Source organism: Ruminococcus sp. OA3, from assembly GCF_022440845.1.
Taxonomy (GTDB): Bacteria; Bacillota; Clostridia; order Lachnospirales; family Lachnospiraceae; genus Ruminococcus_G.
Map to the genome: position 1 here is coordinate 1,417,945 of NZ_JAKNTO010000001.1, position 23,974 is coordinate 1,441,918.

The 23,974-nt window shown below is 47.1% G+C and carries 21 protein-coding genes; 14 read left to right on the forward strand and 7 right to left on the reverse strand.

The window, feature by feature from the left end:
* Positions 1 to 6: 6 nt before the first annotated feature.
* The 8 genes from MCG98_RS06450 (at position 7) to MCG98_RS06485 (ending at position 8,641) form a co-directional block, all read left to right on the forward strand.
* On the forward strand, positions 7 to 1,155 hold the full coding sequence (locus tag MCG98_RS06450) for an LCP family protein (protein WP_240301059.1): 1,149 nt from the start codon (positions 7 to 9) through the stop codon (positions 1,153 to 1,155).
* A 75-nt stretch (positions 1,156 to 1,230) separates the two neighbouring features.
* Positions 1,231 to 2,157 carry a glycosyltransferase family 2 protein gene (locus MCG98_RS06455; protein WP_240301065.1) on the forward strand — a complete coding sequence of 309 codons (927 nt, stop codon included), beginning with the start codon at positions 1,231 to 1,233 and terminating at the stop codon, positions 2,155 to 2,157.
* A 107-nt stretch (positions 2,158 to 2,264) separates the two neighbouring features.
* A complete protein-coding gene (locus MCG98_RS06460) occupies positions 2,265 to 3,887 on the forward strand; it encodes a trypsin-like peptidase domain-containing protein (RefSeq protein WP_240301073.1) in 1,623 nt (540 codons plus the stop codon).
* A 188-nt stretch (positions 3,888 to 4,075) separates the two neighbouring features.
* Positions 4,076 to 5,500 carry an ATP-dependent Clp protease ATP-binding subunit ClpX gene (gene clpX / locus MCG98_RS06465; protein ID WP_345891709.1) on the forward strand — a complete coding sequence of 475 codons (1,425 nt, stop codon included), beginning with the start codon at positions 4,076 to 4,078 and terminating at the stop codon, positions 5,498 to 5,500.
* A gap of 38 nt (positions 5,501 to 5,538) precedes the next feature.
* Complete coding sequence (locus tag MCG98_RS06470) at positions 5,539 to 6,024, forward strand: zinc ribbon domain-containing protein (RefSeq protein ID WP_240301074.1); 486 nt, start codon at positions 5,539 to 5,541, stop codon at positions 6,022 to 6,024.
* A gap of 26 nt (positions 6,025 to 6,050) precedes the next feature.
* Entirely contained in the window at positions 6,051 to 6,509 is a 459-nt protein-coding gene (locus MCG98_RS06475; protein WP_240301076.1) for a signal peptidase II, read from the forward strand.
* A 297-nt stretch (positions 6,510 to 6,806) separates the two neighbouring features.
* Positions 6,807 to 7,415, forward strand: a complete 609-nt coding sequence (locus MCG98_RS06480; protein ID WP_240301078.1) for a TetR/AcrR family transcriptional regulator — start codon at positions 6,807 to 6,809, stop codon at positions 7,413 to 7,415.
* Between the two features lie 2 nt (positions 7,416 to 7,417).
* Entirely contained in the window at positions 7,418 to 8,641 is a 1,224-nt protein-coding gene (locus MCG98_RS06485; protein WP_240303383.1) for a cation:proton antiporter, read from the forward strand.
* Positions 8,642 to 8,702: 61 nt separating this feature from the next.
* On the opposite strand, the gene MCG98_RS06490 is transcribed toward MCG98_RS06485, so the two are convergent.
* From MCG98_RS06490 to MCG98_RS06520, 7 genes are all read right to left on the reverse strand, one after another.
* Positions 8,703 to 9,419 (reverse strand): MgtC/SapB family protein, encoded by a 717-nt coding sequence (locus tag MCG98_RS06490; RefSeq protein WP_240301080.1) that lies wholly within the window; start codon positions 9,417 to 9,419, stop codon positions 8,703 to 8,705.
* Between the two features lie 18 nt (positions 9,420 to 9,437).
* The gene (locus MCG98_RS06495) at positions 9,438 to 10,157 is read right to left on the reverse strand and encodes a phosphatase (protein ID WP_240301081.1); all 720 of its coding nucleotides are present in this window, start codon (positions 10,155 to 10,157) and stop codon (positions 9,438 to 9,440) included.
* A 229-nt stretch (positions 10,158 to 10,386) separates the two neighbouring features.
* A complete protein-coding gene (locus MCG98_RS06500) occupies positions 10,387 to 11,001 on the reverse strand; it encodes an HAD family phosphatase (RefSeq protein WP_240301083.1) in 615 nt (204 codons plus the stop codon).
* A gap of 15 nt (positions 11,002 to 11,016) precedes the next feature.
* Positions 11,017 to 11,910, reverse strand: a complete 894-nt coding sequence (locus tag MCG98_RS06505) for a ribokinase (protein WP_240301085.1) — start codon at positions 11,908 to 11,910, stop codon at positions 11,017 to 11,019.
* A 14-nt stretch (positions 11,911 to 11,924) separates the two neighbouring features.
* The gene (locus MCG98_RS06510; protein WP_240301086.1) at positions 11,925 to 13,055 is read right to left on the reverse strand and encodes an ABC transporter ATP-binding protein; all 1,131 of its coding nucleotides are present in this window, start codon (positions 13,053 to 13,055) and stop codon (positions 11,925 to 11,927) included.
* Positions 13,056 to 13,083: 28 nt separating this feature from the next.
* Complete coding sequence (locus MCG98_RS06515; protein WP_240301088.1) at positions 13,084 to 14,775, reverse strand: iron ABC transporter permease; 1,692 nt, start codon at positions 14,773 to 14,775, stop codon at positions 13,084 to 13,086.
* Positions 14,776 to 14,811: 36 nt separating this feature from the next.
* Positions 14,812 to 15,930, reverse strand: coding sequence for an extracellular solute-binding protein (locus tag MCG98_RS06520; RefSeq protein WP_240301090.1), 1,119 nt, complete (start codon positions 15,928 to 15,930; stop codon positions 14,812 to 14,814).
* Positions 15,931 to 16,169: 239 nt separating this feature from the next.
* Between MCG98_RS06520 and MCG98_RS06525 the strand changes: the two genes are divergently transcribed.
* The 6 genes from MCG98_RS06525 (at position 16,170) to MCG98_RS06550 (ending at position 23,824) form a co-directional block, all read left to right on the forward strand.
* Entirely contained in the window at positions 16,170 to 17,108 is a 939-nt protein-coding gene (locus MCG98_RS06525; RefSeq protein WP_240301092.1) for a substrate-binding domain-containing protein, read from the forward strand.
* Positions 17,101 to 18,543 carry a sensor histidine kinase gene (locus tag MCG98_RS06530; protein ID WP_240301094.1) on the forward strand — a complete coding sequence of 481 codons (1,443 nt, stop codon included), beginning with the start codon at positions 17,101 to 17,103 and terminating at the stop codon, positions 18,541 to 18,543. The genes MCG98_RS06525 and MCG98_RS06530 overlap by 8 nt, the downstream gene beginning before the upstream one ends.
* Positions 18,537 to 20,123, forward strand: coding sequence for a helix-turn-helix domain-containing protein (locus MCG98_RS06535; protein ID WP_240301099.1), 1,587 nt, complete (start codon positions 18,537 to 18,539; stop codon positions 20,121 to 20,123). Before MCG98_RS06530 ends, MCG98_RS06535 begins: the two co-directional genes overlap by 7 nt.
* Positions 20,124 to 20,304: 181 nt before the next feature.
* A complete protein-coding gene (locus MCG98_RS06540) occupies positions 20,305 to 21,267 on the forward strand; it encodes a substrate-binding domain-containing protein (protein WP_240286249.1) in 963 nt (320 codons plus the stop codon).
* A complete protein-coding gene (locus MCG98_RS06545) occupies positions 21,264 to 22,721 on the forward strand; it encodes a sensor histidine kinase (RefSeq protein ID WP_240286248.1) in 1,458 nt (485 codons plus the stop codon). The genes MCG98_RS06540 and MCG98_RS06545 overlap by 4 nt, the downstream gene beginning before the upstream one ends.
* Positions 22,718 to 23,824 (forward strand): response regulator, encoded by a 1,107-nt coding sequence (locus MCG98_RS06550; protein ID WP_240286246.1) that lies wholly within the window; start codon positions 22,718 to 22,720, stop codon positions 23,822 to 23,824. The genes MCG98_RS06545 and MCG98_RS06550 overlap by 4 nt, the downstream gene beginning before the upstream one ends.
* Positions 23,825 to 23,974: the final 150 nt, after the last annotated feature.

Genomic DNA, 23,974 nt, shown 5'->3' on the forward strand with positions numbered 1-23,974 from the left:
TTTATTATGGCTAAGAAAGTAAATAACAAGATGATAAAACGTAAGCGCAGGAGAAGAGTATTGTTTATCTTTGAGATTCTCATACTGCTGATTCTGGTAGGAGGCATCTTCGTATATGCACAGGTGAATAACAAGCTTAACAAGATTCAGACCGGAGACGTCGATATGGGTGAAGTGGGGGTCAATGAAGGCGTTGTAGACAACGAGGTACTTCAGGGCTATCAGACGATCGCACTGGTAGGACTTGACGCGAGCGGTGTCGGTTCTCTGGAACAAGGCAACAGTGATACCATGATCATCGCGAGTATCAACAATGATACCAAAAAAGTGAAGCTTGTCTCCGTATACCGTGATACGTATCTGAATATTGGAGATGATAACTATAAAAAGGCAAATGCGGCATATGCGAATGGCGGTCCACAGCAGCTCATGACGATGATGAATAAGAATCTGGATCTGAACCTCACCGGCTACGTGACGGTGGATTTCACTGCACTTGTGGAAGCGATTGATCTGCTTGGAGGTCTGGACATTGAGATGACCGCGGATGAAGTGGAGCATATGAATAATTATTGTCAGGAGACATCAAAGCTGACGGGGAAAGGCTATGATCCGATTGACAAGGTTGATGGTGTACATCACTTAAACGGTGTACAGTCTGTGTCTTATGCGAGAATCCGATATACGGCAGGTAATGACTTCAGGCGTGCAGCCCGGCAGAGACTTGTCATTTACAAGATGGTCGAAAAGGCGAAGAATTCCAGCTGGTCAACGCTGAATAAGATTGTTGATACGGTTTGTCCGATGATCTCCAGCAGTCTTTCCAAGCAGGAGATCCTGAAGATGGGAATGGCAATGATTGGATATGATATAGAGGATCAGGTAGGTTTTCCATTTGACCATCTCGAGGGTGAGACCATATCGAATATAATTGGTGAAGCCATGGGAAAAGATGAAGGATATGACTGCGTGCTTCCGGTAACACTTGAGACAAATGTGGTGAAGCTGCATGAGTTCCTGTATCCGGAGGATGCATATACGCCGTCGGCGACGGTAAAAGAGTACAGTGACCATATCATTGATATCAGCGGATACGGGGAGGAAGATATTCCGTCCAGTTCCGAGGATGGCGCGCTTCCGGCAGATTCATATTAAATACAGGACGGCTGTTGCACACGCGTAGAGCGATTTATGTTGTGCAGCGGCCGTTTTTATAAGGAGAGATAAAAAATGCCGAAGTCAGTTGACGTGATCATACCGACGTACCGTCCCGGAAAGGAATTCAGGGAACTCGTGAAAAGGTTGCTGGCACAGGAGTACCCGGTGGATCACATTTTTATTATGAATACGGGAGAAGAAAACTGGGATGAACGGATTGGGCTAATCTCGGATAAGGTCATTACCGAACACATTCAGAAAAAAGAGTTCGACCACGGAGGGACACGCCACCGGGCAATACTGAAGTCGAGTGCCGACATCGTCATCTGCATGACACAGGATGCGATGCCCAAAGACAGGAGCCTGGTGGGTTGCCTGGTGGGTCCGTTTGATGAGGAGGGAGTAAAGGCATCCTATGCGAGGCAGCTCCCGGCGCAGGACTGTAAAGTGATTGAACGCTTTACACGTGAATTCAATTATCCTGAACACAGCCGCATCAAGTGGAAAGAAGATCTGCAGGTGCTCGGAATCAAGACGTATTTCTGCTCCAATGTGTGTGCAGCCTATGACAGAAAGACATATCTGGAATTGGGAGGGTTTGTTCGGCATACCATATTTAACGAGGATATGATCTTTGCTGCAGGGCTGATCAGGCGTGGATATGCAGTTGCATATGCGGCGGATGCGCGGGTGGTCCATTCACATAACTACAGCGGACTGCAGCAGCTGCATCGTAATTTTGACCTCGCGGTATCACAGGCACAGCATCCGGAAATATTTGCGGATGTACCGTCTGAAGGGGAGGGAATCCGTATGGTGAAGCAGACAGCCGGATATCTGTTTCGAAAAAGACCTTACCTGATACCGAAACTTGTGTGGCAGAGCGGATGTAAATATCTGGGTTTCTGGCTTGGCAGGAGGTATGAGTGTCTGCCGGGAGGCGTGGTGATGAAGCTGACAATGAACAGAGATTACTGGAGACAGAACACGGAAAAATAATGCGCTTTCACCCTTTGTTAAAGCTTTTATCACAAATTGAACACAAATTGAAAGTACACTGTGTTTATAAGATGACGACAGAAGTCAAAAAAAGTGAGGTAAGAACGATGAGTGACGAATGGAATAAAGATGGAAACGGATTTGATTCTGTTCCGTTAAATGATCATACAGAATCGGAAGATCAAACTGCAGCTGGAAACCAGAGCGTGCAGCCGGATGTGCAGAGTCATTCGGTGGAAACTGGGTCTCAGGAGCAGAGTGATACGACGTACAGCTGGGTAAATCCAAAACTGCAGCAGCAGTCAGGAGAGGAAGACAGACAGGAATGGGATTCCCGCAATACGTGGAGTGACCAGAGTGCAGACCAGACCCGGAATACACAGAGCACATGGGGTGAGCAGCAGAATACCGGGGAGAAGCGTTCGGCACAATATGACTCATACCATTTTTCGAACATACAGGCAGAACCTCCGAAAAAGGAGAAGAGGCCATTAAACCCGATACTGAAGAAATTTGGTCTCTGTGCCGCACTGGCACTTGTATTTGGATTAATCTCGGGTTTTACAATCCTTGGGATTACCTCACTGGGCACAGATAAAGAACAGATTCAGATTCAGCCCACGGTTCCCTCCACTGAGACGGCCACGTCCGGTGACAGCGTCAAAGCCGAGGCACAGAACACCAGCACTGCAGGGAATACGGTAGCGGATGTGGCACGTAATTCGATGCCGTCTCTGGTATCCATCAGCAATAAGAGTGTGCAGGAAGTTCAGGATTTCTTTGGCGGAACGCAGGCGTACGAGAGTGAAAGCAGCGGTTCGGGTATTATTGTAGGGCAGAATGACAGTGAACTGCTGATAGCAACAAATAATCATGTTATTTCAGGGGCGAATACGATTACAGTAAGCTTTATCGACAATACGTCGGTGGAAGCACAGATCAAGGGTACGGATGCTGATAATGACCTTGCTGTCGTTGCGGTGGATATCTCCAAACTCTCAGAGGATACTCTGTCACAGATAAAAGTTGCTACTATTGGCAACTCCGATGATCTGGCAGTAGGCGAACAGGTGGTGGCTATCGGCAATGCACTTGGCTACGGACAGTCTGTGACTTCGGGCTATGTGAGTGCTCTGGACCGTGAAGTGACTGTGGAAAATGTAACTGCAAATCTGATTCAGACGGACGCTGCGATCAATCCTGGCAACAGCGGGGGAGCACTGCTGAATATGAACGGAGAACTTATCGGGATCAATTCAGTAAAATTTGCGTCCAATGCTGTGGAAGGCATGGGATACGCGATTCCTGTGTCTACGGCGGAACCGATCCTGGACGATCTGATGAACCGCGAGACCAGATCGAAAGTAGACGAAGCAAAATCCGCTTATCTCGGAATCAGCTGTAAGAACGTATCGGCTGAGACTTCTCAGATGTATAACATGCCGACGGGAGTTTTTGTCTACGACGTGACAGAAGGGACGGCGGCTGAGAAAGCAGGTATGTTAAAGGGTGATATCATTACAAAATTCGACAAATCAACGGTAAGCACCTATAATGAACTGGTGAGCGCGCTGGAATACTATGAAGCAGGAGAGACGGTGGAAGTAGTTGTGCAGCGGGCTGACAGCGGTGAGTACAAGGACGTAACACTGAACGTAACGCTGGATAAGCGGCCGGATGATGCCGCGCAGTCTTCAGGACAGCAGGTGCTGCCTCAGAATTTCCAGTAGGGCAGATGATACTGTATGGAGAGTCCCGCCGGAAACATCTTCTGGATGTTTTCGACGGGATTTCTTTTTAGGATCATCCTGTACCTTGTCGTTTAAGAAAAACTTAACTTGTGAGGCAGCGGTATTTAAGATATAATAAGACCATGAAAGTGAGGATTTAAAGAGTGACAGATGATAATAAAGAAATCATAGAAAATAGCGACACGAACACCGGACAGGGAAGTCCGGGTGATTCTTCGGGGGACAGCCCCAGAAAAGATGATTATGAGAAAGTCTGCTTTTTGTGCAGACGGCCGGAGAGTAAGGCGGGGAAGATGATAGAACTCCCAAGCAATATTAATATCTGTACCGACTGTATGCAGAAAAGTTTTGACTCTATGAATAACGGTACGACCAATTACAGTGAACTGATGCAGAATATGCCGAATATCAGCATGGTAGATCTTTCCTCTGTTCAGAACCGGGTGCCGGAGAAGCAGCGGCTGAAGAAGAAAAAACAAAAAGAGGAGGAGCCCAAACAAAAGTTTACGATGAAAGATGTTCCGGCTCCGCACAGGATCAAAGCTCAGCTCGATGAGTATGTCATCGGCCAGGAGCAGGCAAAGAAGGTGATGTCCGTTGCAGTTTACAACCATTATAAGAGAGTACTCTCAGACTACAACGATGGTATCGAGATAGAAAAGTCCAATATGCTGATGATTGGTCCGACCGGAAGCGGAAAGACATATATGGTTCAGACATTGGCTAAGCTGCTGGATGTGCCGCTGGCGATCACAGATGCCACGTCGCTGACAGAGGCAGGGTACATCGGGGATGACATTGAAAGCGTTGTCTCCAAACTGCTTGCCGCTGCAGACAACGATGTGGAACGAGCTGAGCACGGTATCATCTTCGTGGATGAGATAGATAAAATAGCAAAAAAGAAAAATACAAACCAGAGAGATGTCAGCGGTGAGGCCGTACAGCAGGGCATGCTGAAACTGCTGGAGGGAGCGGACATTGAGGTGCCGGTGGGGGCAAACAGCAAGAACGCGATGGTTCCGCTCACAACGGTTAACACCAGAAACATTCTGTTTATCTGCGGCGGAGCATTTCCGGATCTTGAGGAAGTTATCAAAGAGCGTCTGAACAAACAGGCATCCATTGGGTTCCGATCTGATCTGAAGGATAAATACGATAAAGAACCGGATATTCTGTCCAGGGTTACACTTGAGGATCTGAGAAAATTTGGTATGGTTCCCGAATTTCTGGGACGTCTTCCGATTGTCTTTACCCTGCAGGAACTGACAGAAGATATGCTTGTGTCAATTCTGAAAGAGCCTAAGAATGCAATCCTCAAGCAGTATAAAAAACTGTTGGCGATGGATGAGGTGAAACTTGAATTCGATGATGGTGCGCTGCATGCAATTGCTGAGAGGGCACTGCTGAAAGACACGGGAGCCAGAGCGCTTCGGGCGATCATTGAAGAATACATGCTGGATATCATGTATGAAATTCCCAAAGATGACAATATCGGGGAAGTCATTATTACAAGAGAGTATATAGAACACACCGGCGGTCCCAGAATCCTGCTGAGAGGGCAGGAGATGGCTCTGCTGGAGGAGCATAAGTAAAAGTAAACAAGCATCATATAGCGAAAGGAGAAACTGCCATGCCGGAAATTAATCTTGAGGATTTAGGGAAGACGATCAGCAGCGCTGCTGAAAATGTCAGTAAGAAAACGGAGGCTTTTATTGAAAGCCAGAGACTGAAGGCACAGATTCATTCTGCAGAGCGTTCTGCTGAAAAGGAATATAAGGATCTGGGAGAACTGATCTTTCAAAGATACGCAGTGGGGGAAGCAGTCGATGAAGAAGTCGCAGTGATCTGTGAGGAGATTTCTCAGATTCAGCTGAATATTTCGGAGCTTAAAGCTGAACTGGCTGCAAAACGCGGATATAAAATCTGTCCGGTATGTCAGGCTGAGGTTGTGGAAGGTGCCGCATACTGCATGAAATGTGGTTCTAAAATAGCCGATGAGGAGCCGTTTGAAGATGATCGCACAGAGCCGGGAACCTCAGAAGCTGAACAGGAAGCAGGTACGGAGGAAGAAGCGACAGAGCAGGAGAAAGCGTCCGCTGAGGATGAGACAGAATAGAGAGACACAGAAAGGAAGCGTAGGCAATGGTATTTGTTGGAATTGCAGCTCTTATCTTTCTGCTTGACTGGCATATAAAGAAAAAGGCTGAAGAAAATCTGAAGGAAGACACTGTCCGGGAAGTTGCCGGGGACAGGATTTTGCTTCGCAGGCTGCATAATCCCGGAGTTGCGTTCGGGTTTCTCGGAGAGAATCCGAAGGCTGCATTGTGGGGAACCGCAGCGGTGATCGGAGGACTGATCCTGCAGTTTGTCCGCGAGTTGAAAAACGGAGGCAGCCGGATAACGAAATTTGGATATGCACTGTTGATCGGTGGAGGACTTAACAACCTTGCTGACAGAAAGCGGAAAGGATATGTGACGGATTATTTCAGCTTTAATGTGAAATGGGAGAAGTTTAGAAATCTTGTGTTTAATCTCTCGGATATATTTATCTTTCTGGGAGGACTGCTGGTGTGTATTGGGAATATCAGAAAAAAGAAATAGCAGCTGAGCAGAGCGAATTGATGCTTTTGACATCGATCCGCTCTGCTTTTTTGCAATGATTGATTTAGCATTGCCAAACTATGTATGACCGTGACGAAATCGGATAAGATAAGGTAAAACGAACAGCAGGAGATTGGAAATATGCCTGTTTCTGGGGCTGATGGGCACTATAGTAATGATCAAAATTTATAATATAATGAGATATCTATAAAAAGCAGTAAAAAATAATAGACTAATCGGTCTAAAATGTGTATTATATAAATAGACCAATTAGTCTATTTTTGAAGGAGGATAAAAATGAAAAAGGAAATAAAAAGCGAGCTGACAAGAGAGCGGATTATCAAGGCAGCGATACAGGAATTTGGTCAAAAGGGCTATGAGGCCACCGTATTAAATACTATTTGTAAGGATCACGAGATTTCAAAGGGATTGTTTTATCATAACTTTAAGGGGAAAGAAGAACTTTATTTAAGCTGCGTGGAAAAATGTTTTTTGGATGTAGTAAGATATTTTCAGGAACAGGAAATCCATGACAGTCTTCAAAAATACATGGAACTGCGGCTCAAATATTTTTCCAGCCGTCCTCTTTACGCCAGAATTTTTTTTGAAGCAGTACTGCAGCCGCCGGCAGGACTCGGCGGAAGGATTAAAGAATTAAAAACGGAGTTTGATCTGCTGAACCGGCAGATATACCGTGCAGCACTGTCACAGCTGAGGCTGCGGGAGGGGATAACGGAAACAACGGCATTGGAATATTACGAGCTTATGCAGGAGATGTTCAATGGATATTTCAGCAGCCCCGCGTATTCCGGAAAGGATTTTGGATTTGTGATTACAGAACATGAAAAAAGACTGTCGGCTGTGTTGGATTTCATGTTATATGGAATAGCTGAGAGGGGGGAATGACAGTGTGTTTTTTGATCGTAAGACTTTTTTTCGCCGCAGTACTTGCTGTTCTGGCGGGGAAGGCAGCAGCCAAACTCAAGCTTCCTTCTATTCTGGGATGGCTGATCGCCGGAATGGTTTTAGGTCCGCATGCTTTTTCAGTGATAAATAATACGCTTCTTGCGTCCGGATGGTATCAGATTCTGATGCATGTGATGAAATGTGCAGTGGGATTGATGATTGGCAGAGAGCTTGTCTGGGGGAAGATAGTAAAATCGGGAAAAGCGATCGTCATTACGACATTGACGCAGTCACTCGGCACTTTTTTTGCGGTATCGATTACTTTTGGGATCGTATTCTGGTTTTCAGGCATACCGCTGTATCTGGCTGTTGTTTTCGGGGGAATTGCACTCGCAACAGCGCCAGCCCCAGCGCTATCCATTGTCCGGGAGTTTGGGACCAGGGGACCGGTTACCGCTACACTGATTCCTATGGCTGCGCTTGATGATATCGTGGGCTGCATTGTTTTTTTTACAACTATGGCACTGGTTGCAGGCCAGGTCTCTGCGGGAGACCTCCCTCCATACATGACAGCTCTGGTGGTGTGTCTGCCTCTGCTCATTGGTGCAGGTACAGGTATAGTGGGGGGGATTATATTAAAAAAGGACAGGACTGTCCGGATTACGCTGACTCTGCTGCTTGCCATGATACTGCTCACATCGGGCGTGGGATTCCTGTGCAATAACCTGCTTCCTGCCCCGGTACTAAATTTTATGTTGATGGGAATGGCATTTTCCGCCACTTTTGCCAATATGGTCTCAGAGAAACGGCTGGAACAAATCATGGACAGTTTTGCCCCTGTACTGGGCATTGCACTGATTCTGGTTATATTAAACCTTGGGGCACCGCTGGACTATCATCTGATCCTGGGAGCAGGTTTGTTTACCGGGATCTACATCTTAGCTCGTGCACTGGGAAAATACTTCGGAGCATTTTTTGGTGCCGCAATCACAAAATCGCCGAAAACCGTCCGCAATTATCTGGGGCTGACGCTGCTGCCTCATTCTGGAGTATCGCTTGTCTTTGCGGGAATTGCTGTATCTGTTCTGAGCGGACCTGCGCCTGAATGTGCCACGATCATTCAGGGGACCATTGCAGCAGCAGCAGTTATCAATGAAATCATAGCTGTCGTTGCGGCAAAGAAAGGTTTTGAATGGTCGGGTGAGCTTCCTGGGAGTGTACATTAAAAACATTTCGTTCATCTTGCTGTTTAATCCTGAGATGCGAATTGAAATGATACTGCCGATGTTACTGTTTCCCGATTGACTGGATACAGTCACTCATAGAAAGCAAATCAATCGTCTGCTGCATTGTCAGGGGTTCCGCGGAGGCGATCAGCAGATGGATGGTGACGGTGCCGTCTTCATTTTTTAACACATTGCCGATGTTCATCCGCATGTGTGAAGTCTCAATTTTGTCCATCAGCTGTTCCAGATGTCCCGGAGAGTTTTCCATCACCACATTCAGTTCATAGGCACATGCATCTTTTGCGATATGTACCTTATGTAAGATGATCTGCAGAATGATTACCAGTGCCGTAGTAAAAAGACCGATGTAATACATTCCGGAGCCGATTGCCAGTCCAATGGCGGAGGTGACCCAGAATCCGGCTGCTGTCGTGAGCCCCTGAACAGAGCCGCCCTTTTTCAAGAGCACACCGGCGCCCAGGAAACTGATGCCGCTGACTACCTGTGCGGCGATACGGGCGGGGTCAGCGCCACGGGTCCCGGAAAAGAACATTCCGGCGGAGTCGGTGAGATCAGCGAACGAGTACTTGGAAACGATCATCATCACCGCAGCCGTGCAGGCGATAATACAATGAGTCCGTATCCCTGCCTGCTTTAAGCGCGATGTGCGTTCAAAGCCAATAGCGGCTCCGCAGAGGCAGGCGACAAAAATGCGGAGAAAAAAAGCAAACTCCTGTTGCAGCGAAATTACATCATTTAAATATTCAGCATAAAACATACGAGGTTCTCCTTAGTTTTAAAGCCTGATTCCTTTGTGCTCCAGATATTTTCTGAATCTGTGTTCATCTGCATTTATCACCAGCTCTTCCGGAAATCCGATTTCCTGCAGGAGTGAAACGCCAGATGCCAGATCGCCGATCCGGTTGCTGAAATGGGCATCGGAATTCACGATAATCCGTACGCCAAGCTCCGCACACAGTGTTACAATCTGCCTGCATACCGGGTAGGCATTGGGCCGGGTGAGTAAAGATCCGGTATTGACTTCCACGACCTTTTTTGCATCGGCAAAAGCCTGCAGGACGGGGCGGTGTTCAAAGGAAAATATGGGGTCACCGATATGTCCGATCACATCTACATATTTGTTTTCGGCGATGCCGATCCACATCTGTGTATGATCTTCACTGGTCCGGGGAGACATCACATCCGCGTGCATGGATGCGATGACCCAGTCCTGGGTGTCCAGCACTCTGTCGGGGACGGAAAGCTTTCCGCCCGGTCCGATGACATCCGCTTCGATTCCGTATAACAGGCAGACACCTTCAGAAAATCTGGGAAGAAGCCGCTGGTTTGTGAAATGTACCCAGTTATCCGGGCCTCCGGGCTTGAGGCAGCTGTGGTCGGTTACAGCCAGATAGGACAGCTGCCGTTTTGCGGCAGCTGCGATATTTTCCTGCAGCGTACTGTATGCGTCACCGCTGCGGAATGTGTGTGTATGTGTATCCGCTATTAATTTCAAAATAATACCTCCAGACTTGAAGCATGACCCGTGTGCAGTGCGGGCCTGCGTCAGATAAATTTACCAGAAAATTATGGTATGATTTCTGTTAGCGTCATCATAGCACAAAAAAGTACTTACTAAAATGTAAATATTTATCGTAAATTAACGGTAAATATTTTGCGTTGATAAAGACATGAAAAATTTATCGGAAGAATTTATATTATTTACCCGCACCGTGCCTTTTTCCTCAGCCTGTTTTGACTCCGGCTTTTTCCAGTGCATTTCTAAGTTCCTGTACGTCCTTTCTAAACACAAACCCATTCCATCCGGCTTCTTTTGCCCCTTCAATATTCTCTGTTCTGTCGTCAATAAAAAAGTTTTCCTCCGGTACAAGGCCAAATGTTTCAGAAAATGTGTCATAGATATTCCTGTCCGGTTTCAGGAGCTTGTAATCGGCAGATATAAATTCGCCATCAAAAATTTCGATTGCCGGCAGGCGATGGCGATACAGATAATACGTATCTGCCGTATTGGACAGCAGATAAATCCCGTATCCGTTTTCTTTCAGTCTGCGGATTACTGGTTCAATGCCATCAATCGGGGGATTGTTCATCCCCCAGTCCTCCATCAGCCTGGCGCATATCGTACGAAGACGGACAGGAAGTCTCTTTTTGACCTGGGCTGCCGCCGCCGGAATGTCCATCGTCCCCAGGTTCCATTCCAGCCATTCAGGCCCGTTAAAAAGTTCCTTTAACATGATTTTCTGGTCGGACTTTGCCGGCAGGTATTGTGCAGCAAATCCAGGCATATTATCCTCAATCAAAACATTACCCATATCAAACACAATATTTTTTATACCCATGGTTTTCTCCTCCCGTTAAGCTTTCGGTGCCACAAACTCGGGATACCGTTCCCGAATGCATGTCAGTACATCCTCCCGCGTTCCTTTGAACGGACCAAATGTTTCCTGTTTTAAGGATACCAGTGCAGCTGTATAAAGTAGCGCCTGGTCAATGCCTGCCCGCTGACGCTCAGTTATGTAAGCGCCAATCGTTGTGTCACCTCTTCCTGATCTTCCTTTGGAAACATCCTTTGGCCGGAATGGGCAAACATGATACTTTTCACCATCGTATACCATGACCTCGGTACTGTGAGTCAGCAGCACTTCCTTAGCCCCCCATTCATGAAGTTGTCTTGCCGCCTTTTTACGGTCATCGAAGCCGGTAAGGGTCTTTGCCTCGTCGGAATCCACCTTGAGGTAGGTGATATAAGGGAACCATTTCACCTTGTCCGGCCAGTCGGCGGTATAGATACGCTCATCCTCTCCGACATAGCGGACATAGCCCTGCATATCACAGGCAACCTTTCCTCTCGCCGCAAGACAGGGAAAGAGCTCAAAATCCAATTGTCCGTTGATATAGCTGATCAATTGATAGACATCAGCCTGTACCTCGGGGATATCTGCCGGTGTAATGACCTTGATCTGTCCGGTCATGGTCAGATATCGCTCATTCCGGCTTTCTGTCGGGTAGATCACCCGGGTTGTCGTAACAGGAGCGGCCAGAGGATGGATATCCTGTACATAAAACATCTGGTGGATGTAGCTCTGTTCTGGAGCGGTCTGCGCCAGGAGGCCGATCTGCGCGCCTGAGGCCAGCGCTGCATATGCGCTGAAAAGCCCCGGTCCGGCCAGAAGAGTTTTCGTCTCGCCCATATATTCATCGTAATCAATGGTTACTGGTCCTATTATATATAAATCATATGATTTCATATCTTTTTACTCCTTTATGGCAGAAGCCGGACACAGGGATCGTCAAAAGAAACTTTCACTGTATCACCTTCTGCAAATCGCCGGGTTAGCTGGGGGTTGTACACTTCTACGATGAGAGCCGTGCTGTCAGGCAGCGTCACCTCATATTCTATCTTGGCACCGTAGTAAACGGCACGGGTTACAGATCCCGACAGGCTTCCTTCACTGGCACTCAGGCGGACAGATTCCGGCCGCACTGCCATCACACACGAAGCCTCCGGCTGTATATTCCGGATATCACCGGGATTAGGGATCACATAACGATGATCTCCGTATCGAACCGTCGCCTTCTCCTGCTGCATGCCTTTAAATGTACATGGAATAAAGTTTGCCTTGCCTATGAAATTAGCCACGAACTGATTTGCCGGATATTCATAAATCTCCTGTGGAGATCCTGCCTGCATGATATCTCCGTCCTTCATGATCACAACGATATCGGAAATCGCCATCGCTTCACTTTGATCATGTGTAACGTAAAGACTTGTGATCCCCAGACGTTTTTGGATGCCGCGCAGTTCATCCCGCATATGCTCACGCAGTTTGGCGTCCAGGTTGGACAGTGGTTCATCAAAGAGAAGCACCCGCGGTTCAATCACGACAGCCCTCGCAAGCGCTACACGCTGCTGCTGGCCGCCGGACATCTGATTCGGATAACGGTTCTCCATTCCCGTAAGCTGCATCAGTTCCATCACGGCATTTGTCCGCCGTACGATCTCATCCCTGCCAAGCTTTTTCACCTTGAGTCCGTATGCCACATTGTCCCATACCGAAAGGTGGGGAAAAAGTGCATAGGACTGAAACACCATGGAGATATCCCGTTTGTTAGACGGCATATTTGCCACGTCCTCATCCCCGATAAAAATGGATCCGGCGGTTGGCGTCTCAAATCCGGAAATCATCCGCAGCGTCGTTGTCTTGCCGCATCCGGAAGGCCCTAAGAGCGTCATCAGCCTGCCGTCGGGAATGTTCAGCTCAATGTGGTTGACGGCCGTGGTTTCTCCTTTGCCGTCGGGTGTCCTGAATATTTTTGTCAGATTCTGCATCCGCACAGCGCTGGAATGCCTGCGCAGATCAACAGCGATATTTTGATCGGTGGTCTGTACCATAGTAGATTTCCTCCTTGTCATATCCTTTCTATGCTTTTTTACGTTTTCCCTGCCGCATATATTTCGGCATGAATAAAAAGTTGACCAATGCACTGATCAAAGCCATAGCGATCGCTATCACCATCATCAGTACAAGTATGTATGCAGCTGCCGTGCTGTATTGGCTGGTCTCAAACAACGAAAACAGCCGGGAGGTGGCGAGACTCCATTTCGGCGAAACCAGGAATACCACCATGCTGACTGCGGTTATGGACCGCAGAAAGGAGTAGGACAGGCCCGAGAAGAATGGCTGCCGTAACAGCGGCAGGGTTATTTTTCGGAAGGTAACTCCTGTAGATGCGCCAAGGATGGTTGACGCCTCCTCTATGCAGGGGTCTATCTGCATCAGGGTGGAGGTTCCCGACTCAATACCGATCGTCATCGACCGGAACGCAAAGGCCATAATAAGGATCAGTGCGGTTCCCGTGAGCAGCAGCGGCGGTGAGTTAAAGGTATATACGTATCCGATTCCGATCACAGTACCTGGAATCGCAAACATCATCATGGAAGAGAAATCCACCAGCTTGCGGCCATAAAATTTCTGGCGTACAACCAGATAGGCAATGATCATACCCATAATACCTGCGAACGGGGCAGCTATTGTGGCAAGTTTGATTGAATTGCTGATCGAAGACCATCCCACGGTGAACACGTAGGCAAAATGCTCCATGGTAAAGCTGCTGTCAGCCCCCCAGGTTCTCATAAACGCCCCTACAATCACCGTACCGTACAATGCAATCAGCAGGATGCTGATCAGGCTGCAGAAAATTGTGAGAGGGACGACAATGTGCTTTTCATGAATCTTACGGCGCTTCTGCGTAGGCTTTCCGGTTACTGTTATAAAGCTTTTTTTGCCCAGCCAGTATTTACGGATCACAAAGGCGGTCAACGCAGGCAGTAACATGCCAAGTGCCAGGATCGCTCCCCCCTGTGTATCAAACATGCTGGTGACCCGCAGGTAAGCATCTACTGCCAGTGTACTGAACTTTCCGCCGATAACAGAAGGATTTGCAAAATCTTCAATTGACTGCACAAAGGTAATGAGCAGGGCACTGGCGATGCCGGGCAGAGCCAGCGGCAGCGTCACTGTACGAAAAATATGCCCCCTGGTAGCCCCCATACTGAAAGCCGCATCCTCCACTGAGTCATCGATGGATTCAAGGATTCCGGTCAAAGTCAGATAGGCAATCGGGTACAGCGTGATTGCCTGTACGGCAATCAGGCTGTGAATCCCGTATACACTGAAATTTTTGATCTGCAGCAATTCCGTTACGGCCCCGGAGCGCCCGAATAAAAATATGATCGCAAGACATAACGTGTAGGGCGGAGTCACCATCGGCAGAATGGCGATAAAACGAAAGAACCGTTTGAATGGCATTTCTGTACGGGTCAGGGCAAATGCAAACACAAATCCTAACCCCGTAGAAAGAATGCAGACGATGCCCCCGAGCTTCATGGAATTTGCAAAAGATTTCAGATAAGTGGAACTGCGGCTGAAGACTTCCTTAAAGCCATCGAGGGAATGGACGCCGTTGGCATCCACAAAACACATACGAATGACCCTGAACATCGGCAGCCAGACAAAGATAAATAAAAATGCGAAGATAACAAGAATCGTAACTATCAGTATCGGCTGCCTTAAAAGAATTTTCATGTTGACAGAACGGTTTTTAACTTTCACAGGTGACTCCCCTTTCAGAAAAATGTTGTAAAGGATTTACTCCGACAGACTTTCCGCATTATCAATATCGTCCAGGAATTTGTTCAGCATATCTTCTTTGCTGTCAGCAGCTACCTTCGGATCGACGGTAAACAATTCCAGTCCTTCCATGGCAGGCATTCCCTCAGCGGATTTCGCGCCGGTGCGCACCGGCGTACGGTATGCCTGAGCTACCTGTGCCTGTCCCGATTCAGAAAGCATCCAGTCGATGAAAAGTTCCGCATTGGCGCGTTCCTCCTCTTTCAGGTTTTTGATCAGAGAAAGTCCCGACTGTGTAAATCCATTGACATCGTCAAGGATCACCATTTCCACCGGATATCCCTGATCCTGGGCATTTAAAACCTCGGAAGGCGGTGTTACCGTCATGGCAGCTTCGCCGAGATTTACCGCCATCATAGAGGCACTGGAACCTTTGGCGTACTGGGTTACATTCTTATCAAGTTCTCTGAGCCAGTCCCAGCCGGCATCTTCTCCTCTCCACTGCAGCGTCATATTGAGGACAAGGAGTCCAACGCCGGAGGTCGTCGGATGAGGCATGGTGATCTGCCCCTGGTATTCCGGCTTCAGCAGATCATCCCAGGTGTCCGGATATTTCAGATGATTCATTTCAAATACTTCAGTGTTGCATGCGATGCCATAGAGGCTGCAGAAGTAAGGATTCCAGCAGGAGGCGTCAACATTGGCATCCTTCAGCTTGAAATCATCGGGAATATTATCCAATTCCGGAGATTGGTAGCTTTCCAGCAGGTCTGCCTCCATCAGCGTAACGTAAGCGTCATCCGTGTGTCCCATGACAATTGAGGCCTGCGGATTACCCGCTTCTGCCTGAATACGGGTCATCATCTCACCCTGTGACATACGCACATAATTCACTTTGATTCCTGTCTCCTGTTCGAACGGAACGAAGTACAGCGGAAGCTCTGCTTCGGTGGACGCAGTGTATACAGTCAGCTCCTTATAGTCAGACTTAGGAGCCTGTTTTCCCCCGTCTGAGTCTTCGCTCTTTTGCTCTGTACCTCCTGTCGTTGTTTTGTCTTCCTTTGCAGCAGATCCTCCACCACAGCCGTACAGCGTAAATAGGAGCATTGCCAACAGGATTGCCATTGTTCTTTTCATATTTCTGACTCCTTTCAAAAATGAATTTGTTTGATGGTATATATGATAGCAAAATGGCTGAAAAAGAGAATGATAAATTATTGGAAAAGAACAAAAAAATTCATATTTCTCATTTTGGATTTTAACAAAACTATAAATTTTTTGCGAATTTGGATAAATATTCTAATGTTTTATATATCCTTTTTTCTTGTGAATGAATAGAAAATATACTAAAATATAAAAGCAGGAGGTGTTTGAAAATGAAAAAATACATAATAAGTCTGTTGTGTGTATCTGGGTTTGCTGCCTTGATTTCTGTCATCTTTGTTTTGCAAAAGCAAACGTCTGATATCGATTATCCCGTAGTTGGAATTATCGAAACAGTCAATGAGGATGCCTGGCGGGATGATCTGCAGGTAAAAATCAAAGAGAGAGCGGAGGAAGCAGGATATTCGGTTCTCCTGGTACCATCCAGGCGCAGTCAGGACTCTCAGATAGAGGCATTGCGTTCCCTGTTAATCTTTCAGGTCGATTCCATCGTATTTTCCCCTGTCATTGAGACAGGGTGGGATTCTGTGCTGGAGGAAGCTGCCCGTGTAAACATACCGGTCATTGCAGTGGATAAATGCGTACAGCCCGGAACGAAAGGGCTGAGCGTTCACTATGTAGGTTATGACTATCAAAATATTGCCAGATCCATGAACCAGTACCTGCAAAATGCACTTGCATCATCTGATAAGGAGATTGTAGAGCTGTGCGGTACCTTTGGTTCCTACAACTCCCGTGAAATATCAAAAGGCCTGCGTGGGAACGAAAATAAGGCGGGATACCGCATCTATGGCAATTACATGCGTTCCCGGGGCGGTGAGATCGTGAAAGGGATTTTTCGCTTCAATGAAAATATTTCAGCGATTGTTTCCTATAACGAAGCCATGGCACTGGGGGCTATCGACGCTTTGGAGGATATTCATATGAAACCGGGGACCGAGGTGATGATTTGCCTGTTTTCAGGTTCAAAACTTGCCAAAAACCTCGTAAAAGAAGGTAAGTGCAACTATGCCATGATCTGTGATATCGATCAATTGGCTCAGTCCACCATCGAAACGGTGCATAAGCTTCAGGAACATCCCTCGTCAGAAAGTCTTACCTGTTTAGTCGGGTACGAAATTATAACAAGGGAGGATTTCCTATATGCATAACGCAATAAACCGTATGTTTTCAGGATGCAACAGTATACAGACCATGGTTCGCCTCTCTTACCGGGTCATCATCATCACGATGCTTCTTCCGTGTGTGATGCTGCTGACATTTCAGACAGTCATGATGAACCGCTATAATGAAAAAATTACAAGTATTAATTATGCCGGGAGCCTGATGCAGATAGCTGATGAGGATTTACCCAATGAGATCTGGAACATTGTATCAGGCAAAAAAGCCAACGATGATGGAGAACGCTACCGAATGCTCTCTGAATTTGACCGTGTACTGCCGCTTTTGGAGCAAACACGCGAATCTGTACCATATATCAGTGCTGCCGAGCGGGCGGTTGCTTCGCTGAATGAGAATTTGAAAGATTTGGACCTGCAGATAGCTTCAGATTCCACGGTACAGATACAGGAGAATATTTATGATGAAGTAGAGAGTGTTTCTTCTCTTCTGTCCATGGTGCTCACCCACTACAATACCTCTCAGGTAGTGGCAATCGCCGGATTTAATGATAGTATGCAGGCTGTCAGCGCCGTTCTTGCTATTCTTGCGATTTTGACCGGAGTCATGGTTACCTGGTTTGCATTTCGCAATTACCTTTTGCTGCGGTCTGCGATCCAGACCCCACTGCTCCGCTTCGAGGATATGACAAAAAAGATTGCGGAAGGTGAGCTGGATGTACATTTAGAAACACCTGAGATAGAGGAATTATTTACATTAAGCCGCTGTTTTAATACAATGGCAGAACGTCTGCAGGACCTGATAGACGAACGGGTACACTATATCGGTGAACTTCAAAGAGCACAGCTGAAAGCCCTTCAGGAACAAATCAAGCCCCATTTCCTGTATAATACACTGGGTTCCATCATTTGTCTGGCTCAAAAAAACTGTTGCCGGATGATTATTGACCTTACGATGTCCCTCACCAGTTTTTTTCGTATTTCACTGAGTCAGGGCTGTGATTATATCACCGTGGCGGATGAAGAACAACATGTACGCGCCTATCTGGAAATACAGGCAGTCCGTTACAATACGATCCTGGAATATGAAATTGAAATTGACGAGGAAATAAAGAATTACAAGATGCTCAAACTTCTTTTACAGCCGTTGGTTGAGAATGCCTTATATCATGGATTGAAAGCCAAACGGCGCAGGGGAATGATACGGGTGAGGGGAAATATGCAGGATGGACAGATGCATTTTTCTGTATGGGACAATGGCGGCGGGATACCTGCCGATCTGCTGCAGACTATTTCCTGGTCGTTAGAACACGGCGGCTCGTCCAATCAGACCAGTTTTGGGCTTTCTAATGTAGACCGAAGAATTCGGATGTACGGTGATGGTACCGGACTGCGGATTGAAAGTGAACCGGGAGAGTACACACAGGTTTCCTTTGTTCTTCCGGTAAAGGAGGAAGAATCATGTTAAACATTTTTATTGCTGATGATGAGGGCCTGGTACGGGACAGCATCCGCAGTTGTATCGATGAGAATACCACTGAATTTGCCATTTGTGGGGAGGCTGCCGATGGAGAGCTGGCACTGCCTCTCATCAGGGAACTAAAACCAGACATTCTGATTTTGGATGTGAAGATGCCTTTTATGGATGGTCTGGAACTTGCATCCATTATCAAAAAGAGTATGCCATGGATACATATCGCCATTTTAAGCGGCCATGATGAGTTTGAATATGCACGGCGCGCAGTCTCTATCGGAGTTGATGCTTATATCCTGAAACCGGTGGTCTGGGAGACTTTGTTAGAGGTGTTGGAAACGATTCGGAGGGAGATAGAGAATAAACGCCAGGAACTGATCCAATTAGAACGTTCCCATGAAAAAGCACTGGAAGAAAAGATGGCCTGGAAAGAACAGTTCCTGTCACTCATGGTTACGGGCGCGGTGTCTTTACAGCAGGTGATAAACTTCTCCGAGGAAAATGAAATCGAACTGATCTTTAAAAAATATCTTGTATGCCATTCAGAACTCACCGGACTTCCAAAACACGGGATTGACCAGATCCGCATACTGGCAAATTCATTATTTAACAACCACCCGGATATTATCTGGTTCTTGAGGGGGATGGATGTGCTGGTTTATATCGTGGGGGGAGACCATAAGGAGAGCGTTGTGGAAACTGCCTACGCAATGGCTCAGTTCCTTTTGCATGAGCTTGAACGGAATCTGGGAATCACAGGACACATCGGTATTGGCTCTGTTGTGGAGCGAGTGGACGATCTGCCGCTGTCCTACGAGGAAGCCAAAACAGTGTTTAAAAACTGGATGATCAACTCGCAGAGACGGATTGCGAGCAATGCTGATTTCATCATGGAGCAGCGGCCCCTGCATCATTTACAGGATAAGGATATGCTGATGGATGAAATTGTATATACGACACCGGAAGAACTGCCTGACTTAGTACAGGAATACTTTCAGAATGCAGACCATGACGGTGTCGGCAGTGTTTTATACCGTTTCTATCTTTTGATGGATTTGATTGTCTATATACAAAAACATGCCGCCGGGCAAAAGAAAGATTTATTTGAAATCAACCCGACCGAACTGATGGGAATCGCCCAGTCGCTTCATGACACAGTAAATCTGGCGGTCAGTCGGATACAGTGTCTGCTGACGGATGGATTCATACGCCGTCTTTCAAGTACTTCGGATGTACTGCGATGGGCCAGAGGATACATTAAAAAACACTATCCAGACCCGGATCTTTCCCTTAAAACAGTAGCTTGCGAAGTTGGTTTTTCACCCAGCCACTTCAGCACTCTTTTTTCCCAGGAGGTTGGATGTACCTTTATAGAATACCTGACCCGGTGCCGCATTAACGCAGCCAGGGAATTCCTGGAGGGTGACCGAAAGTTAGCAGAGGTGGCCAGTCTCGTGGGCTATAATGACCCGTCCTACTTCAGCTATGTATTCAAAAAACAGCTGGGGGTAAGCCCGAAGGAATACCGGAAGACAAATCAGAACCATTCTGCATCTGCCAGAGGGGATTGGTAATCTAAATATTTACCGTAAAATTTTCCTTCTAAAACAAAATCTAAAATATTTTTCAAAAAATATTTCATTTATTTATGCTCATGATTCGTTTAAAATTTAAATATCATAAGTAATTGTATTGACAGTCTGTGGAAATAAAAAAATATCTTGAAAACACAGCAGTTTACCGGGAGGTTTTGCCATGAGTGGAAAAATGAAGGCACTGATAATTGTGATCATGATTTTGCCGTTTCTGATCGTGCTGTCGCTCCTGGCTGGCGGGCAAAAGCCGGAAACCGGCAAAACACCCAGGTATGTGATCGGTTTTGTGAAGACGGCGACGGAAGACTCCGGAAAGGCAGAAATGAATCAGATGGTACGTGGGATTTGTGATGTGTATCCATATCAGCTGCTGGAAATACCGGTGGAACGTGACCAGGATGCGCAGATTGAAGCGATCCGTGCTTTGATTGCCTATAAAGTTGATTTGATCGTACTCTCACCCGTGGTGGGAAGAGAGTGGGAAACTGTCTTGAGAGAAGCGGATGCCGCGGAAATTCCCGTCTTAACAATCGACCAGGGGATGGCGGAGTCCGTCAACGGCGCTAAAGTATCCTACATCGGATTTGATTATTATGAGGCAGCCAAACAACTTGCGGAAAGCTACCTTGAGCGTGTATCAGCGGAAAACCAGACACTGGAACTCTACGGTACGGTCGGGGCGTACTCCTCCCTGCAGATCACCAAAGGACTCAGGGAAGTCTTCCGGGAACGGTCGGATAGGAAGGATGAACTGATCACGTACAGCCTCAGTGAAGACTTTCTTCAGTCCAGGGCCAGACAGGCGACGAAAAGGATCGCAGGATCAGAGGGGGGGCTGAATGTTGTGATATCTCACGGGGATGCCATGACCATCGGTGCGGTTGCTGCAGTCAAAGAAGCGGGTCTTCATCCTGGGAAGGATGTTCTGATTTTTGCGGTTTCCTGCAGTCAGGAAGTCCGGCAGATGGCGGAGGAAGGCGAGGTTAACAGTATTGCCTATTTTGATCTCTCCTTACTGTCCGATACCTTGTCTGACGCGCTTGTCAGTATCCTTGAGGAAGGGGAAGCACGCGTGGAAACGGCGCTTCCGGCGCAGATGATACAAGAGGACAGCGGCTTATGAAGATCATGAAAAATCTATATACGAACTTTGCCAGTATTCATATCATTTTAAAACAGTCGTACCGGACAATACTGACTGTGATGCTGTGTCCGACTCTTGCGATACTGCTTGCGGTGGTGATTATGACAAGTCAGTATAATCAGAAGATCGGTAATATCAATTCTGCATCCATCATTCAGTCGCAGCTGGAAAGTGCACTGAATGAAGAACTGTGGTATATTGTCTCAGAGCAGAAAGAGGGTTCTGCAGAAGAGTATGCGGATATTTTGACAGACGTGGAGAATATGATGGAGAACCTGTATCTCAGCTCTCATTCGGACACGGAGGCGTTGCGATATGTACAGGCGGGCCAGAGGGCGCTCGATACGCTTCAGCAGTATACGGATAAACTGCATCTGCAGATTGAGCAGAGGGTTTCTGCGACGGAAAATGAAGGGCTGTACCGGGAGATCAAAAGTGTCATCGGAATGGTGGGTACCATGATGCAGCAATACATAAAAGAAGAAATCGATATGATCGCCCTGCAGAATGAGCACATCCGGCAGGTCATTTTGATCATTGCAGTGTTTGTAGGCGCTGTACTATTATTTATGATCGGTTTCTCTGTCGCTGCTTACAATAATGTCATGAACGGTGTTATCCAGCCGATCCGGGATATGGAAGAGATGACTGACCGCGTCAGAGCGGGAAATCTGACTGCGCGGGTGGAGATCACGCAGGTTGAAGAACTCAGCCGTCTGTGCGAGAGTCTGAATCTCATGGTGCAGAGGATCAGCGATCTTCTGGAGGAACGCGTGCAGGCACAGCGGGCGCTTCGGAAGTCGGAACTGCGGATCCTGCAGGAGCAGATCACGCCGCATTTCGTGTATAATACCATGGAGACCATCATCTGGCTTGCCGAGGAGGGGCGGAATGGAGATGTGATCGATATTACGATGGCATTTACCGACTTTTTTCGAATTTCACTCAGCCGCGGACGGGAGTATGTAAATGTCAGTGAAGAAGTGCAGCATATTGAAAAATATATTGAGATACAAAAGGTGAGGTATATTAACTTTTTAACGTCAGACATTATCATTGATCCCGGCATTATGGACTGTAAGATCCTGAAACTGACGCTGCAGCCGCTTGTGGAAAATGCCATTTACCATGGGCTGAAAAAACGAAGAGGGGCGGGACACATCAGTGTAACCGGAGTGAAAACCATGACGGGCAACATTGTCTTCGTGGTGGAAGATAACGGGGTGGGCATGACCCCTGGCAAACTGACCAGAATACAAAGAGCACTGCGGGAAGGGGCGATGTCGGATGAAATAGGGGTGGGACTGTTTAATGTGAACCAGCGTCTGCGGCTGTACTACGAGACGGAGGGGTTGCAGATTATGAGCACCTGTGGTGCTGGAACGAGTGTCAGTTTTGAAATACCACAGCAAAGGAGTGAGGCGGCAGAATGATACGGGTGTTTATTGTAGATGATGAAGATGTGATTCTTTCCGGCATCAGGAATGCGATCCAGAATCTGCCGGGCCGAAAATATCAGGTTTGCGGAGAGGCATCAGACGGGGAAACCGCATGGCCGATGATTCTGGAGAGCAGACCCGATGTAGTGCTGGCGGATGTGTGCATGCCGTTTATGAACGGACTGGAGCTGGCAAAGATCGTAAAAAAGACCATGCCGGAGACGAAATTTATCATCATCAGCGGACATGATGAATTTGAGTACGCACAGGAGGCGGTTGCCATTAAGGTGGATGCCTATGTGCTCAAGCCGATCAACTCGAGAAAGCTGATGGATATTTTGGAGACCATTGAAAAGCCGGAACTGGGGGAACAGGAGAACCCGGAACGGCTGCTCGCCCGATACTCGGATGAGAGTCTGATAACAGACAGTGCGAAGGGCCCGGATGATATGATTTCCGGTCATGATCTGGCCAACTTTACGTCCAGGCTCCGGTATGCAAAAGAGGAAGATTTGGACGACATTTATGAGGCTTACTACCAGTCGGCAAATGATAACAGCGCGGAGAGTATTCTGTTTCGTTACTATCTGCTGATGAATCTCATCATGGCGGTTGATGAGCTGCTCAAGCAGCTCGATGAAAATTGCGACCACATGTCGGCGGTGTCGCTTCTTTCCGTTGCAAATTCCTGGGAAAAGACCAGGGAGGTATCGAAACGGTATATGCATTTATACATCACACAGCGTGATGCAGGAAAAAATGCGGGCAACAGCAGGGAGATTGCAAAGGCAAAACAGTATATTGAGGAGCATTTTGATGACAGCACCATTTCTCTGAATAAGGTTGCGAAGATTGCCGGGTTTTCCCCCAGTTATTTCAGCTCTCTGTTTACGCAGGAGATCGGTATGAGTTTCGTGGAATATCTGACCAATTACCGCATGGAAAAGTCTAAAGCCCTGATCGGAGATGGGCATGTGCGTCTGCAGGATCTGGCGGAACAGGTGGGGTACAGTGATCCATATTATTTCAGCCAGGTGTTTAAAAAATACTTTAAAATCAGCCCAAAGGAATACCAGAACAGGAAGAACGATAAATAACAGGAAGTACATGGATATTTCATAAGAAATTTGAAAAAACCAGTTAAAATTTGTGATTATTATAAATTTTCGATAAATAATTACATTTTGTGACTGGTTTTTTTGTGCTATTATCCTAACAACACGAGACAGAAAAACAAGTTGAAGGGG

Bases quoted from the DNA above. Each gene is read 5' to 3' on its own strand.
- MCG98_RS06510 (WP_240301086.1), bottom strand. From the start codon at position 13,055: ATGGTACAGACCACCGATCAAAATATCGCTGTTGATCTGCGCAGGCAT.
- MCG98_RS06455 (WP_240301065.1), top strand. From the start codon at position 1,231: ATGCCGAAGTCAGTTGACGTGATCATACCGACGTACCGTCCCGGAAAG.
- MCG98_RS06520 (WP_240301090.1), bottom strand. From the start codon at position 15,930: ATGAAAAGAACAATGGCAATCCTGTTGGCAATGCTCCTATTTACGCTG.
- MCG98_RS06540 (WP_240286249.1), top strand. From the start codon at position 20,305: ATGAGTGGAAAAATGAAGGCACTGATAATTGTGATCATGATTTTGCCG.
- MCG98_RS06490 (WP_240301080.1), bottom strand. From the start codon at position 9,419: ATGTTTTATGCTGAATATTTAAATGATGTAATTTCGCTGCAACAGGAG.
- MCG98_RS06475 (WP_240301076.1), top strand. From the start codon at position 6,051: ATGGTATTTGTTGGAATTGCAGCTCTTATCTTTCTGCTTGACTGGCAT.
- MCG98_RS06530 (WP_240301094.1), top strand. From the start codon at position 17,101: ATGCATAACGCAATAAACCGTATGTTTTCAGGATGCAACAGTATACAG.
- MCG98_RS06480 (WP_240301078.1), top strand. From the start codon at position 6,807: ATGAAAAAGGAAATAAAAAGCGAGCTGACAAGAGAGCGGATTATCAAG.
- MCG98_RS06525 (WP_240301092.1), top strand. From the start codon at position 16,170: ATGAAAAAATACATAATAAGTCTGTTGTGTGTATCTGGGTTTGCTGCC.
- MCG98_RS06470 (WP_240301074.1), top strand. From the start codon at position 5,539: ATGCCGGAAATTAATCTTGAGGATTTAGGGAAGACGATCAGCAGCGCT.
- MCG98_RS06450 (WP_240301059.1), top strand. From the start codon at position 7: ATGGCTAAGAAAGTAAATAACAAGATGATAAAACGTAAGCGCAGGAGA.
- MCG98_RS06535 (WP_240301099.1), top strand. From the start codon at position 18,537: ATGTTAAACATTTTTATTGCTGATGATGAGGGCCTGGTACGGGACAGC.
- MCG98_RS06500 (WP_240301083.1), bottom strand. From the start codon at position 11,001: ATGGGTATAAAAAATATTGTGTTTGATATGGGTAATGTTTTGATTGAG.
- MCG98_RS06545 (WP_240286248.1), top strand. From the start codon at position 21,264: ATGAAGATCATGAAAAATCTATATACGAACTTTGCCAGTATTCATATC.
- MCG98_RS06505 (WP_240301085.1), bottom strand. From the start codon at position 11,910: ATGAAATCATATGATTTATATATAATAGGACCAGTAACCATTGATTAC.
- MCG98_RS06550 (WP_240286246.1), top strand. From the start codon at position 22,718: ATGATACGGGTGTTTATTGTAGATGATGAAGATGTGATTCTTTCCGGC.
- MCG98_RS06460 (WP_240301073.1), top strand. From the start codon at position 2,265: ATGAGTGACGAATGGAATAAAGATGGAAACGGATTTGATTCTGTTCCG.